Below are 13,835 nucleotides of genomic sequence, written 5' to 3'. Positions count from 1 at the left end.
TCAAGAGCTCGCGGCTGAAGCCGCTCCTGCAAGTCATCGGTCACCAGTCGATCCGGCCGCTCACCACCGTCTGCACCCGCCCGCCCGACCACACCTCGCCGTCGCCGTCCACGAACAGCTCGATGATCGCGTCGTGGCCGACCTCGCGGCCCTGGCTGATGCGGTAGTGGCCCCTTCGACTGGGCTCGGGGCAGGCTCGACTGGGCAGCGCATCCTGCGAGGCCAGCCACGCGGCCAGGGTCGCGTTGGCCGCGCCCGAGGCGGCATCCTCGAACTGCGCCGGCGCGCCAACGAAGGCGCGCACGGCCAGGTAGTAGACCGGGTCGTCGCTGCGCGCGAACACGCACAGGCCCATGCTGGCGGTCGTCTCGGCAAGCTGGCCGATCGCTTCCCAGTCGGGCTGCGCCGCGCGCAAAGCCGCCTCGTCGCGCAGCTCCGCCAGCCACCAGCGGCGGCCACCGTCCATCAGCGCCGGCGGCAGCGCACCCTGCGGCAGGCCGGCCAGCGCGTCGCGCAGGCGCGGGTCGGAGGCGTCGGCGATTTCGACCTGCCGCGCCCGCGGCGTGCGCACGGCGATGGTGCGCGTGGATCCGCGGCCTTCCACCCGCAGCGGCAGGTTGCCGGCGGCGCCTTCCTGCACCAGCAGTCCGTCGCGCGGCGCGGCCAGCCCGGCTTCGAGTACTGCGTGCGCCGTACCGACGCTGGGGTGTCCGGCGAAGGGCACTTCGTGGCGCGGGCTGAAGATGCGCAGCCGGTAGTCGGCATCGGGCGTGGTGGCGGGCAGGACGAAGGTGGTTTCGGGCAGTCGCGTCCAGCGGGCGATGGCCTGCATCGCGTCGTCGTCCAGGCCCTGCGCGTCGAGCACGACGGCGAGCGGGTTGCCGGCGCCGGGGCGGTCGGCGAAGACATCGAGTTGCAGGTAGGGGCGAAGGGCCATTGACGATCCTTGGGGGAAGGGGCGAGCGGACCGGAAGTGTAGGCGGCCAGCGTCGCACGTGGACCAGGGGAACCCTTTGCAGGAGCGGCTTCAGCCGCGAGCTTTCATCCAGGCACGGGTGACCTGTCAAAAGCCCGCAGCCGAGGCCGCACCCGCAAGTCCGGCAGGGTGTGCGCCAACGACCGCAGGCCCTAGAATCGCGTGTTCATGCCCGGACCGCGGGCGCGCGCCCATTTCGATGCCTACACATTCTTCTTCCGATCGCTGGATCGTGCTCAAGTTCGGCGGCACCTCGGTGTCGCGTCGCCATCGCTGGGACACCATCGGCAGGCTGGCGAAACGGCGCGCCGACGAAGGCGACGCGCGCGTGCTGGTCGTGGTTTCGGCGCTGTCCGGCGTGACCAACGAGCTGCAGGCGATCGCCGAGGGCGCGCCCGATCGGGCTCCGCGCATTGCCGCGCTGGCCCTGCGCCACGAGACGTTCGCGCGAGAGCTGGACCTCGATCCGGCCGCTGTCCTTGGCGAACGCCTGTCCGCGCTGCGGGCGCTGGGCGACGATCCGCGCGCGGCGGCGCATCCGCTGGACTGGCAGGCCGAGCTGATGGGGCAGGGCGAACTGCTGTCCTCCACGCTGGGTGCAGCCTACCTGCGCGCGCAGGGCCTGGATTTCGGCTGGTGCGACGCACGCGACTGGCTCGATGCGGTCGCGCTGCCGAACCAGAACGCCTGGGCGACGCGGCTGTCGGTGTCCTGCCGGCGCGAGCCTGCGGACGGCTTCCACGAACGCTTCGGCGCGCAGCCGGCGCGGATGCTGCTGACGCAGGGCTTCATCGCCCGCCACGCCGACGGCGGCACCGCGACCCTCGGTCGCGGCGGATCGGACACGTCGGCTGCGTACTTCGGTGCGCTGCTCGGCGCACAGCGCGTCGAGATCTGGACCGACGTGCCCGGCCTGTTCAGCGCCAACCCGCGGATCGTGCCGGACGCGCGCCTGCTCACGCGCCTTGACTACGCAGAGGCGCAGGAAGTCGCCACCACCGGCGCCAAGGTGTTGCATCCACGCTCGATCAAGCCCTGCCGCGACGCCGGCGTCGCGCTGGCGATCCTCGACACCGAGCGCCCGGACTTGCCCGGCACCTGCATCGACGGCGAGGGCGAGACCGTGCCCGGGGTGAAGGCGGTCAGCCGACGCAACGGCATCGTGCTGGTGTCGATGGAGAGCGTCGGCATGTGGCAGCAGGTGGGCTTCCTGGCCGAAATCTTCGAGCTGTTCCGGCGCCACGGCCTGTCGGTGGACCTGATCGGTTCGTCGGAAACCAATGTCACCGTCTCGCTGGATCCCGGCGAGAACCTGGTCAGCACCGACGTGCTGGCCGAACTGTCGGCCGATCTCGCCAGGGTCTGCCGGGTCAAGGTGATCGCGCCGTGCGCGGCGATCACCCTGGTCGGACGCGGCATGCGTTCGTTGTTGCACAAGCTGTCGGACGTGTGGGCCACGTTCGGCCAGGAACGCGTGCACCTGATCTCGCAGTCGTCCAACGACCTCAACCTGACCTTCGTGATCGACGAGGCCGACGCCGATGGCCTGCTGCCGGTGCTGCACGCCGAGTTGATCGACAGCGGCGCGATGCCGGTGAACGATGCCGGCGTGTTCGGGCCGAGCTGGCAGGAGATCGAGCACGGCCGCCCGCAGCGCGCCGCGCCGTGGTGGCAGGGTGAACGCGGGCGCCTGCTCGAGCGCGCCGCCGCCGGCACGCCGGTCTACGTCTACCACCTGCCGACGGTGCGCGATCGCGCGCGCGCGCTGCTCGACATCGACGCGATCGACCGCCGCTACTTCGCGATCAAGGCCAATCCGCATCCGGCGATCCTGCGCACGCTGGCGGCGGAAGGCTTCGGGCTGGAGTGCGTGTCGCTGGGCGAGCTCGAGCACGTGTTCGCGACGCTGCCGGACTTCGACCCGGCGCGCGTGCTGTTCACCCCGAGCTTCGCGCCGCGCGCGGAATACGAGGCGGCGTTCGCACTGGGCGTGACGGTGACGCTCGACAACGTCGAGGCGCTGCGCAACTGGCCGGAGACCTTCCGCGGACGCACGCTGTGGCTGCGCATCGACCTGGGCCGCGGCGACGGCCACCACGCCAAGGTCGTCACCGGCGGCGCGGCGTCGAAGTTCGGCCTGCCGCTGGCGGCATTCGACGACTTCGTGGCGCAGGCGCGCGCGCTCGACGCGCGCATCAGCGGTATCCACGCGCATCTGGGCAGCGGCATCTCCACGCCCGCGCACTGGCGCGAGGTGTACGCCGAACTGGCCGGCTTCGCCGACAGTGTCGGCACGGTCGAGACGATCGACATCGGCGGCGGCCTGCCGATCCCGTACAAGCCCGAGTCGCGTGCGTTCGATCTCGCGGCGTGGGCGGCCGGGCTGGCGGAAATCAAGGCCGCGTACCCACGCTTCGCGCTGGCGGTGGAGCCGGGGCGTTACATGGTCGCCGAGTGCGGCGTGCTGCTCACGCACGTCACCCAGGTGGTCGAGAAGCAGGGCATCCGCCGCGTCGGCCTCGATGCGGGCATGAACGCGCTGATGCGCCCGACGCTGTACGACGCCTACCACGGCATCCACAACCTCAGCCGCACGGGCGGGGAAGGCGAGGCCGCGTTCGACGTGGTCGGGCCGATCTGCGAATCCGGCGACGTGTTCGGCGCCGGGCGGATGCTGCCCGCGGCAACGGCCGAGGGCGACGTGGTGCTGGTGGCGGACGCCGGCGCCTACGGGTTCGTCATGGCCAACCGCTACAACCTGCGCGAGCTGCCGCGCGAGGACGTGCTGGAATGAGCGCGCGCGCACGTCTGGCGTGGACAGGCGCGGTCATCGCGGCGGTGCTTGCCGTGCTGGCCTACCTCCTGGTCGGCGTCGCCAGCGGGGCCGGGCTCGCGTCGTGGCACGACACGGCCGGCGCGTCGCTTGCCGTCGTGCCCGCCGCCGCGATGGCGGCCGGGCTGGCGTCGTGGTGGATCACGGCGTGGTGGGAGAACGTGGACCGCGACGTGCGCAAGTGGACTGCGTTCGGCCTGGCGCTGCGCACGGTGGCGCTGGCGTTCCTGATGTTCGCGCCGCTGGCGACGCTGTGCCTGGGGCTGGTCGAAAGCCTGCGCCACCTGGCCTCCGGCGCTGGCGGCAGCCTGCGCGAGGCGCTGTCCTGGGTGCCGGCGGTCGCGGTCTACGCGGTGCTGTTCGGCCTGCTGCTGGGCGCGCTGCCGGCGCTGTGCATCGAATATTTCCTGTGCCGCCGCTTCCTGCGGCAGGCGCGCGGTTTCGGTTTGGAGGGGGCGCGATGACGCCGTTCGACAGGGACGCGGTGCGCAGCTTCCGCTTCGTGCGCTGTGAATTCGACGCCGGCAGCGGCGTCGCGCGGCTGGTGTACGCATTCGACGACGGTCCGGAGCTGGTCGAGACGATCACCGTCCCCGGCGCGCCGTTCGAACTCGACGCCTCGCGCGCGCATGCCGCTGAACAGGCGCTGCGGCTGCTGCACCTGATCGCCGGCGTGAGTTACTACAAGGCGGCGGTGCCGGCGGAGATCCGGATCGATTCCTACGCGATCGACGCGGACACGGCGGCGCTGCTGGAGGAGGTCTACCTCAACGGGCTGGGCGAGTTCGCCTACCGCAACGGACTGGACCTGCACGGAAGAATCCGGTTCCCCGCTCTGAAGCCCTCCCCTTCAAGGGGAGGGTTGGGTGGGGATGGGTTTCCTCCCGGCTCGGGCGAAACCCATCCCCACCCCGGCCCGTCCGGCCTGGCGCAGCGCGCCGGGCGTTCGTCTGGCCTGCGCGGCGGTGCCGCGCAAGCAGGCCATCCTCACCCCCTTGAAGGGGAGGGCGAATCGCTCGGCCTCCGCCAGCACGCCCTCGTCGCCATCGGCGGCGGCAAGGACTCCCTGGTCTCCATCGAGGCCCTGCGCAGGGCCGGCGTCGATCAGACCGTGACCTGGATCGGCGGTTCGCAGCTGATCCGCGCCTGCGCCGAGCGCACCGGGCTGCCGACGCTCAACATCGGCCGCCAGCTGGCGCCGGAACTGTTCGAGTACAACCGCCAGGGCGCGTGGAACGGCCATATCCCGGTGACCGCGATCAATTCGGCGATCATGGCCTTCGCCGCGGTGCTGCTGGATGCGGACCAGGTCGTGTTTTCCAACGAGCGTTCGGCCAGCTACGGCAGCCAGATCGAAGGCACCGGCGAGGTGAACCACCAGTGGTCGAAGGGCTGGACGTTCGAACGCGACTTCGGTGCGTACCTGCAGCGTGAAGTCGCCGCCGACCTGCATTACTACTCGCTGCTGCGCCCGCTGAGCGAGCTGGCGGTGGCGCGGCAGTTCGCGAAGAGCGACCGCTACGACGCGCATTTTTCCAGCTGCAACCGCAACTTCCACCTGCTGGGCGAACGCCCGGTGGGGCGGTGGTGCGGGGTGTGTCCGAAGTGCCATTTCGTGTTCCTCGCGCTGGCGCCGTTCATGCCCAAGCCGCGGCTGGTGGCGATCTTCGGCCGCAACCTGCTCGATGATCCGGAGCAGGTGCCCGGCTACGACGCGCTGCTCGAATACCAGGACCACAAGCCCTTCGAATGCGTCGGCGAGGGCCGCGAGTCGCGCGCGGCGATGGCAGCGTTGGCCGCGCGCCCGGAGTGGCGCGAGGACGCGGTGGTAAAGCGTTTCGCGCGCGAAATCCTGCCGCAGCTCGATGCCGCGGAACTCGATATCGCGCCGTTGCTGGTGCTCGACGACGAACACCGCGTCCCGCCCGCGCTCTGGGAGCAGCTGCGTGCGCATTTCTCAGCTTGAGGGCAGGCGCGTCGCGCTGTGGGGCTGGGGACGCGAGGGGCGGGCGGCGTATCGCGCGCTGCGGGACCCGGGACCCGGGACTCGGGACACGGGAACGTCGATAGCGCGGCTGGACGCGTCGATGCCGCTGACGTTGTTCTGCAATGACACGGAGGCGGCCGATGTGCGTGCGCTTGGCGACGCGGCGCTCACGATCGAGACGGAAGCGACGGCCGATCGGCTGGCTGCGTTCGACGTGGTGATCAAGTCGCCCGGCATCAGCCCGTATCGTCCGGAAGCCGTGGCGGCGCGCGAAAGCGGCACCGTCTTCATCGGTGGTACCGCGCTGTGGTTCGCCGGGCGCCCGGATGCGCGCGCGGTATGCGTCACCGGCACCAAGGGCAAGAGCACGACGACCGCGCTGTTGGCGCACCTGCTGCGCGCCGGCGGGCACCGCACGGCGCTGTGCGGCAACATCGGGATGCCGCTGCTGGAGCTGCTCGACGGCGACGCGGAGCTGTGGGCGATCGAGCTGTCGAGTTACCAGACCCGGGATGTCGCCGCCAGCGGCATTCGCCCGGAGGTCGCGGTGGTGACCAACGTGTTCCCCGAGCACCTGGACTGGCACGGCAGCGAGCAGCGCTACGTCGAGGACAAGCTGGCGCTGCTGGCCGATGCGAAGCCGCGAGTCGCGGTGCTCAACGCGAACGATCCGCGGCTGTCGGCGCTGTCGTTGCCCGACAGCGACGTGCGCTGGTTCGGCCGCGCGGATGGCTGGCACATGCGCGGCGACGCGCTGCATCGTGGCGACGACTTCATCCTCGACACTCGCGACGTTCCCGTGCCTGGCCGCCACAACCGCGGCAACCTGTGCGCCGTGCTCACCGCGGTCGATGCGCTCGGCTTCGATGGCGCCGCGCTGGCGTCGCATGCCGCCTCGTTCCGGCCGCTGCCGCATCGCCTGCAGACGCTCGGCACGCGCGACGGCATCACCTACGTCAACGATTCGATCAGCACCACGCCGCACGCGAGCCTGGCCGCGCTGGACGTGTTCCGCGACCGCCGCGTGGCGCTGCTGGCCGGGGGGCATGACCGTGGGTTGGACTGGTCGGCGTTCGCCGAGGCGATGAAGACGCACGCGCCGGTGGCGATAGTGACGATGGGGCAGAACGGACCGCGGATCCACGACCTGCTCGCGCCGTTGTCGCGTACGGCTGGCTTCGTGCTGTCGAGCGCGGCGGACATGGCCGAAGCGATCGCCCACGCACGCGACGCACTCGCCGGTGAAGGTGTCGTGCTGCTCTCGCCCGGCGCGCCGAGCTTCGGGCCCTATCGCGACTACACCTGGCGCGGGCGGCATTTCGCCGAACTGGCCGGATTCGATCCAGCGGCGATCAGCGGCATCCCGGGGCTCGGCATCGCCTGAGTGGCTTGAATGCAGGAAACCTCGCTCTTGTAGGAGCGGCTTCAGCCGCGAGCTTTTGCCCAATCACCAGTCGGCGCTTGAAAAGCTCGCGGCTGAAGCCGCTCCTACAAGGACGGGGATATCGGGGTACGCTTGCCGGCATCGCCTTGCACGGAGACTGCCATGAAGCCGATGCACCACCACACCTTGCGTCGCGCCGCCCTGCTGCTGGCGCTGTTGCCGCTGTCGGCATCCGCGTTCGCCGCGATGCAGGCCAGGCCCGTGGAATGGAACGTCGGCGACCAGGCCTTCAGCGGCGTGCTGGTGTACGACGACGCGTCTTCGGACAAGCGCCCCGGGCTGGTCATGGTGCCCGACTGGCTGGGCGTGACCGACGCCGCAGTCGCGCAGGCGAAGGAGGTGGCCGGTGACGACTATGTCATTCTCGTCGCCGACATGTACGGCAAGGACGTGCGACCGAAGAACAGCGAAGAGGCGCAGGCCCAGGTGAAGCCGCTCTACGCGGATGTGGATGCGATGCGCACGCGCGTGGCGAAGGCCGTGGAGGTGCTGGAGGCGCAAGCCGGTACGACGCCGCTGGATGCGTCGAAGATCGGCGCCTTCGGCTACTGCTTCGGCGGATCGTCGGTGCTGGAGCTGGCGCGCAGCGGCGCGCGGCTGGCCGGCATCGTCACCTTCCACGGCGGCCTGTCGACCACCACGCCGGCGAAGGCAGACTCGGTGAAGACGCCGCTGCTCGTGCTCAACGGCGCCGACGACCGTGGCACAGCACCGGACATCGACGGCTTCGAGAAGGAAATGGACGCGGCGGGCGCCGACTGGACCTTCGTCAACTTCAGCGGCGCGGTGCACTGCTTCGCACTGGAGGCCGCGAACAGCCCGCCGGGCTGCGTCTACAACCCGCGCGCGGCGAAGCGGGCGTACCGGATGATGGAAGACTTTTTCGACGAGCGCTTCGGGGTGGATTGAGGGCTTTTTGCCACGGATCAACGCGCATGAAGCAAATACGTTCGAAGAGGTGACGCGGCGCTTCTGCGCTCATCCGCAGGGGGCGCAGAATGCCGGGTTGATGCGGTCATGGAACGCGCTATCCGCGGTTATCCGCGTAATCCGTGCCCCATCAAGCCTTGCCCCGACGTCCGCGTCAGTGGTCGCGTTCGGTCGCGTAGCGCGCCAGCCCGCGCAGCGCGGCCACCGCTTCGTTGTCCTCGAGGCCGTCGAGCATGCGTTCGGCGGCCTGCGCATATTCGGCGGCGCGCGCGCGACTGTAGTCGAGGCTGCCCTGCGCGCGGATCGCGGCGATGGCTTCGGGCAGCGCGTCGACGTCGCCCTGTTCGACGATCGCGCGCAGCCGCTCGCGGACGGTGGCGTCCGAATGCGCCATCGCGTGGATCAGCGGCAGGGTTGCCTTGCCCTCGGCCAGGTCGTCGCCCAGGTGCTTGCCCAGCGCGGTCTCGTCGGCGCTGTAGTCGAGCACGTCGTCGGCGATCTGGAAGGCGTGGCCCAGCGCCACGCCGTAGTCGTGCAGGCGCTGTTGCGTGGCCCGGTCGGCGCCCGCCAGCAGTGCGCCCAGGCGCGTAGCCGCGGCGAACAGCACGGCGGTCTTGCGCTCGATCACGCGCAGGTAGGCGGCCTCGTCCACGTCCGGGTTGCGCACGTGCAGCAGCTGCAGCACCTCGCCCTCGGCGATGCGGTTGGTGGTGTCGGCGAGGATCCGCTGCACCTCCATTGAATCCAGTTCCACCATCAGCTGGAAGCTGCGCGAGTACAGGAAGTCGCCCACCAGCACGCTGGCCGCGTTGCCCCATACCGCGTTGGCGGTCTGGCGGCCGCGGCGCAGATCGGATTCATCCACCACGTCGTCGTGCAGCAGGGTGGAGGTGTGGATGAACTCGACCACCGCCGCCAGCTGGTGCGCGTCCGCGCCCTGGTGTCCGAGCGCCCGCGCGGCCAGCAGCAGCAGCATCGGCCGCAGGCGCTTGCCGCCGGCGGCGACGATGTGCTCGGCGACCTGGTTGATCAGCACCACGTCCGAGGCCAGGCGGCGGCGGATCAGGGCGTCGACCGCGGCCATGTCGGCGGCGGCGAAGGCCTGGATGGCGGGCAGGGCGGGGATGTGCAGGCTTGCGGGGACAGACATGCCGGGTCCGGCGGGGGAAAGGCGCGATTATAGGGAGCAATGCCGGCCGGGGCCGGGCGTGCCTGCTGCGCCCGGCCCCGGCGGCAGCGGCGCAGGGAGCTGGGCGTCAGGGTTTCCCCACCCGGATTTCGGGTTGCCCGTGCCCGGGTGGGGCCGTACCTTGGTCGAGGCACGGCGATCCGGTCGGCCCGGTATCATGCGCCGTCACCCCGGCATCGCCTGGTGGTCCCCGGACCGCGGACGGCGACGCGCCCGCCACCCACAGAACGCTCAAAGAGGTCATCCATGGCACGCGGCATCAACAAGGCCATCCTGGTCGGCAACCTCGGCAACGACCCGGAAACCAAATACACCCAAGGTGGCATGGCCATCACCAAAATCAGCCTGGCGACCACCAGCGTCCGCAAGGACCGCGACGGCAACCCGCAGGAAAACACGCAGTGGCACCGCGTGACCTTCTTCGGCAAGCTCGGCGAGATCGCCGGCGAATACCTGCGCAAGGGCTCGCAGGTCTACGTGGAAGGCGAGATCCGCTACGACAAGTACACCGGCCAGGACGGGGTCGAGAAGTTCTTCACCGAGATCGTGGCCAACGAGATGCAGATGCTCGGCGGCCGTGGCGAAGGCGGCGGTGGCGGTGGCGAACGCATGTCGCGCCCGCGCCAGGAGTCCGCGCCGCAGCGGCAGGCGCCACAGCGCCAGTCGGCGCCGCCGCCGGCGGATGACGGGTTCTCGGATGACGATATCCCGTTCTAAAGCCAATCAGGGCGCGCGCCCGGGCGGTGAACAGGAATGACCCCTGCGATCGGATTCACATGACACGCTTTCCCCGATCGCGGGTGTCTCCGATAACCGGAAGTGGGAATCGGCTCCATGTGCGGCTGGCTGAACCTGGAGGGGCCTGCGCGTGCCAACCTGGCTTGTAACCGGCGGTGCCGGCTTCATCGGCGGCAATTTCGTGCTCGAGGCGGTCGCCAGTGGCGTCCGCGTGGTCAATCTTGATGCGCTGACGTATGCGGGCAACCTCGATACGCTGGCATCGCTGCAGGACAACCCGGGCCACGTTTTCGTCCACGGCGACATCGGCGACCGCGACCTGGTCGCCCGCCTGCTTGCCGAGCACCGCCCGGACGCGGTGGTCAACTTCGCCGCCGAGAGCCACGTCGACCGCTCGATCGACGGCCCGGGCGCGTTCGTGCAGACCAACGTCGTCGGCACGCTGGCGCTGCTGGAGGCCACGCGCGACTACTGGAAGTCGCTGGAAGGCGCTTCCAGGGATGCGTTCCGGTTCCTGCACGTCTCCACCGACGAGGTCTACGGCTCGCTCGGCGACAGCGGCAAGTTCGTCGAAACCACGCCGTATGCGCCGAACTCGCCGTACTCGGCCTCGAAGGCCGCGTCCGACCACCTGGTGCGCGCCTTCCATCACACCTACGGGTTACCGGTGGTGACCACCAACTGCTCGAACAACTACGGCCCGTACCAGTTCCCCGAGAAGCTGATCCCGCTGGTGATCGCCAGGGCGATCGCCGGCGAGCCGCTGCCGATCTACGGCGACGGCATGAACGTGCGCGACTGGCTGTACGTCGGAGATCACTGTTCCGCGATCCGTGCGGTACTTGATGGCGGCCGGGTGGGCGAGACCTACAACGTCGGCGGCGACGCCGAGCGCCCGAATATCGATGTCGTCAACACGATCTGTGCGCTGCTCGACCAGCGTCGCCCGCGCGAGGACGGCCAGCCGCGCAACTCGCAGATCACCTACGTCAGGGATCGCCCCGGCCACGACCGTCGATACGCCATCGACGCGTCGAAGCTGAAATCGGAGCTGGGCTGGGCGCCGGCGCACAGCTTCGAGCAGGGCATCGCCGATACGGTCGACTGGTACCTGGACAACCAGCCGTGGGTGCAGCGCGTACTCGACGGCAGCTACCGGCTCGAGCGCATCGGTGCGACGGCTTGACACCACAAGTGCCAGGAAGGTTTCGCGAGGAATCGAAATGACAAACAGACGCGGCATCATCCTGGCAGGCGGCTCCGGCACGCGGCTGTATCCGATCACCCAGGCGATCAGCAAGCAGTTGCTGCCGGTCTACGACAAGCCGATGATCTATTACCCGCTCAGCGTACTGATGCTGGCGGGCATCCGCGAAGTGCTGATCATCAACACGCCGCACGAGCAGGCGCTGTTCAGGGCGCTTCTTGGCGATGGCTCGCAGTGGGGCATGCGGATCGAGTACGCGGTGCAGCCGAACCCGGACGGGCTGGCGCAGGCCTATCTGATCGGCCGCGAATTCGTCGAAGACAGGCCCAGCTGCCTGGTCCTGGGCGACAACATTTTCCACGGGCCCGGCCTGACGGCGCTGCTCAAGCGCGCCGACCTGCGCGAACATGGCGCCACTGTCTTCGGCTACTGGGTGCGCGATCCGGAGCGCTACGGCGTGGCCGAATTCGACAGCGACGGCAAGGTGGTCGGGTTCGAGGAAAAGCCGACGGAGCCACGCTCCAACTATGCGGTGACCGGGCTGTACTTCTACGATGGCCGAGCCAGCGACTTCGCGGCCGCGCTCAAGCCATCGCCGCGCGGTGAGCTCGAGATCACCGACCTCAACCGTTGCTATCTGGAAGAAGGCGACCTGCACCTGGAACAGCTCGGTCGCGGCTACGCTTGGCTCGATACCGGCACGCACAGTTCGCTGCTGCAGGCTTCGAACTATATCGAGACGATCGAAGCGCGCCAGGGTCTGCGCGTGTGCTGCCCGGAAGAAATCGCCTTCCACAACGGCTGGATCGATGCCGCGCAACTCGAGGCGCTGGCGAAGCCTCTGGTCAAGAACGGCTACGGGCAATACCTGCTGGACCTGGTCGGCCGCGGGTACGTGGCATGAGACTGGTCGAAACCGGACTGCCGGGCTGCGTGGTGATCGAGCCACGGGTGTTCGGTGACGCCCGCGGAGAGTTCTTCGAGTCGTTCAACAGTGACAAGCTTGCCGCGCACGGGCTTGTACCGAACTTCGTGCAGGGCAACGTGTCCACGTCGACGCGCGGCGTGCTGCGCGGACTGCATTACCAGTGGCCAAAGGCGCAGGGCAAGTACGTTTCGGTGCTCGATGGCGAAGTCTGGGACGTGGCCGTCGACATCCGCCGCGGATCGCCGACGTTCGGCAAGTGGGAAGCGGTGCTGCTGACTGCGGAGAACCGGCGTCATCTATGGATCCCCGAAGGCTTCGCCCACGGCTTTGCCGTGCTCAGCGAGAAGGCGACCTTCAACTATCTGTGCACGCAGACCTACGACCGCGAGGCCGATGCCGGCATCCGCTGGAACGATCCGGCGCTGGCGATCGACTGGCCCGTGGCCGAGCCGATCCTTTCGGACAAGGACACGCGCGCACCGCTCCTTGCCGAGGTGCCGGCCGACCGCCTGCCGGTCTACACGCCTTGAAGATCCTGCTGCTCGGTGCGAACGGGCAGGTCGGCACCGAGCTGCGGCGCAGCCTGGCACCGCTCGGCGAGCTCGTGCTGGCGACGCGCGATGGCCGCCTGAACGACGACGCCGCGTGCGAGGTAGCCGACTTCGATGATCCTGCCGGGCCGGCAGCGCTGGTTACGAGGCTCGCGCCGGACGTTGTCGTCAATGCCGCGGCCTACACCGCCGTCGACCGCGCGGAAAGTGAACCGGACGCAGCCTTCCGCGCCAACGCGCACGCACCCGGGGCAATCGCCGCGGCCTGCGCAGAGCGGAATTCCCTGCTTGTCCATTACTCGACCGACTACGTCTTCGACGGCAGCGCGTCACGCCCGTACCGCGAGGGTGATCCCGTCTCGCCGCTGGGCGTCTACGGCGCGAGCAAGCTCGCCGGCGAAACCGCCATCGCGGAAAGCGGCGCGCGTCACCTGGTCTTCCGCACCGCCTGGGTGTACGCCGCGCAGGGGCGCAACTTCCTGCTGACCATGCTGCGACTGGCGGGCGAGCGTGACGAACTGCGCGTGGTGGCCGACCAGGTCGGCAGCCCGACATCGGCCGCGCACATCGCCGACACCACCGCGGCCATCCTGGGGCAGCGCCCGGAACGGTCGGGGCTGTGGCACCTCACCTGCGACGGCAGCACCAGCTGGCATGGATTTGCCGAAGCCATCATGTCCGGCGCCGTCGCGCGCGGCCTGCTCCGGCGGGCGCCCCGCGTCGTGCCGATCGCCACGAGCGACTACCCGACGCCGGCCGCGCGACCCGTCTTCTCGGTGCTCGACAACGCGCGCCTGCAGCGTGACTTCGGCATGGCGCCAGTCGATTGGCGGGACGGGCTTTCCCGCGTGCTCGACATGCTGGCGGACGACCGCGCGGCCTGAGCAGCCCGTTTGGCTGGCGGAAGCGTCGATACGCCGCTTCGCCGCCATGCCGCGGCGACCAGTCCGTCACGCACGCTAGAATCCGAGCGTCGCCCGGACTGGCCGCATCCCGGACCGCCGCGGTTGCAATGGAAAGGCTGGCATCTCCACCAGCCATGCAAGGGGAAA

General features: G+C 69.6%; 12 protein-coding genes. 10 read left to right on the top strand and 2 right to left on the bottom strand.

Features of this window, described 5'->3' with window-relative positions; genetic code table 11:
- Positions 1 to 40: 40 nt before the first annotated feature.
- Positions 41 to 937, bottom strand: a complete 897-nt coding sequence (locus ABD679_RS14055) for a PhzF family phenazine biosynthesis protein (protein WP_344760633.1) — start codon at positions 935 to 937, stop codon at positions 41 to 43.
- A 238-nt stretch (positions 938 to 1,175) separates the two neighbouring features.
- On the opposite strand from ABD679_RS14055, the gene ABD679_RS14050 reads away from it, so the two are divergent.
- From ABD679_RS14050 to ABD679_RS14030, 5 genes are all read left to right on the top strand, one after another.
- Positions 1,176 to 3,770 carry a bifunctional aspartate kinase/diaminopimelate decarboxylase gene (locus ABD679_RS14050; protein ID WP_344760632.1) on the top strand — a complete coding sequence of 865 codons (2,595 nt, stop codon included), beginning with the start codon at positions 1,176 to 1,178 and terminating at the stop codon, positions 3,768 to 3,770.
- On the top strand, positions 3,767 to 4,273 hold the full coding sequence (locus tag ABD679_RS14045; RefSeq protein WP_344760631.1) for a hypothetical protein: 507 nt from the start codon (positions 3,767 to 3,769) through the stop codon (positions 4,271 to 4,273). Before ABD679_RS14050 ends, ABD679_RS14045 begins: the two co-directional genes overlap by 4 nt.
- The gene (locus ABD679_RS14040; protein WP_344760630.1) at positions 4,270 to 5,775 is read left to right on the top strand and encodes a MurL-like N-terminal domain-containing; all 1,506 of its coding nucleotides are present in this window, start codon (positions 4,270 to 4,272) and stop codon (positions 5,773 to 5,775) included. The genes ABD679_RS14045 and ABD679_RS14040 overlap by 4 nt, the downstream gene beginning before the upstream one ends.
- The gene (gene murD, locus ABD679_RS14035) at positions 5,756 to 7,180 is read left to right on the top strand and encodes a UDP-N-acetylmuramoyl-L-alanine--D-glutamate ligase (RefSeq protein ID WP_344760629.1); all 1,425 of its coding nucleotides are present in this window, start codon (positions 5,756 to 5,758) and stop codon (positions 7,178 to 7,180) included. The genes ABD679_RS14040 and murD overlap by 20 nt, the downstream gene beginning before the upstream one ends.
- Before the next feature lie 171 nt (positions 7,181 to 7,351).
- Positions 7,352 to 8,149, top strand: coding sequence for a dienelactone hydrolase family protein (locus ABD679_RS14030; protein ID WP_344760868.1), 798 nt, complete (start codon positions 7,352 to 7,354; stop codon positions 8,147 to 8,149).
- Positions 8,150 to 8,324: 175 nt separating this feature from the next.
- Here the strand turns inward: ABD679_RS14030 and ABD679_RS14025 are convergent, their stop codons facing one another.
- The gene (locus ABD679_RS14025) at positions 8,325 to 9,320 is read right to left on the bottom strand and encodes a polyprenyl synthetase family protein (protein ID WP_344760628.1); all 996 of its coding nucleotides are present in this window, start codon (positions 9,318 to 9,320) and stop codon (positions 8,325 to 8,327) included.
- Positions 9,321 to 9,605: 285 nt separating this feature from the next.
- On the opposite strand from ABD679_RS14025, the gene ssb reads away from it, so the two are divergent.
- The 5 genes from ssb to rfbD all read left to right on the top strand — a co-directional run bounded on the left by ssb (position 9,606) and on the right by rfbD (position 13,667).
- Positions 9,606 to 10,076, top strand: coding sequence for a single-stranded DNA-binding protein (ssb, locus tag ABD679_RS14020; RefSeq protein WP_344760627.1), 471 nt, complete (start codon positions 9,606 to 9,608; stop codon positions 10,074 to 10,076).
- Between the two features lie 151 nt (positions 10,077 to 10,227).
- On the top strand, positions 10,228 to 11,283 hold the full coding sequence (rfbB, locus tag ABD679_RS14015; RefSeq protein ID WP_344760626.1) for a dTDP-glucose 4,6-dehydratase: 1,056 nt from the start codon (positions 10,228 to 10,230) through the stop codon (positions 11,281 to 11,283).
- 37 nt (positions 11,284 to 11,320) lie between these two features.
- A complete protein-coding gene (gene rfbA / locus ABD679_RS14010) occupies positions 11,321 to 12,208 on the top strand; it encodes a glucose-1-phosphate thymidylyltransferase RfbA (RefSeq protein WP_344760625.1) in 888 nt (295 codons plus the stop codon).
- The gene (gene rfbC, locus ABD679_RS14005) at positions 12,205 to 12,762 is read left to right on the top strand and encodes a dTDP-4-dehydrorhamnose 3,5-epimerase (protein ID WP_344760624.1); all 558 of its coding nucleotides are present in this window, start codon (positions 12,205 to 12,207) and stop codon (positions 12,760 to 12,762) included. Before rfbA ends, rfbC begins: the two co-directional genes overlap by 4 nt.
- Positions 12,759 to 13,667: a dTDP-4-dehydrorhamnose reductase gene (gene rfbD / locus ABD679_RS14000; protein WP_344760623.1), complete on the top strand. Its 909-nt coding sequence runs from the start codon at positions 12,759 to 12,761 to the stop codon at positions 13,665 to 13,667. Before rfbC ends, rfbD begins: the two co-directional genes overlap by 4 nt.
- The last annotated feature ends 168 nt before the right edge of the window (positions 13,668 to 13,835 follow it).

It is taken from the genome of Luteimonas lutimaris (assembly GCF_039537065.1).
Lineage (GTDB): Bacteria > Pseudomonadota > Gammaproteobacteria > Xanthomonadales > Xanthomonadaceae > Luteimonas > Luteimonas lutimaris.
The sequence above is the reverse complement of the archived record's forward strand: the minus strand, read 5'-3'. Positions and strand labels throughout refer to the sequence as shown.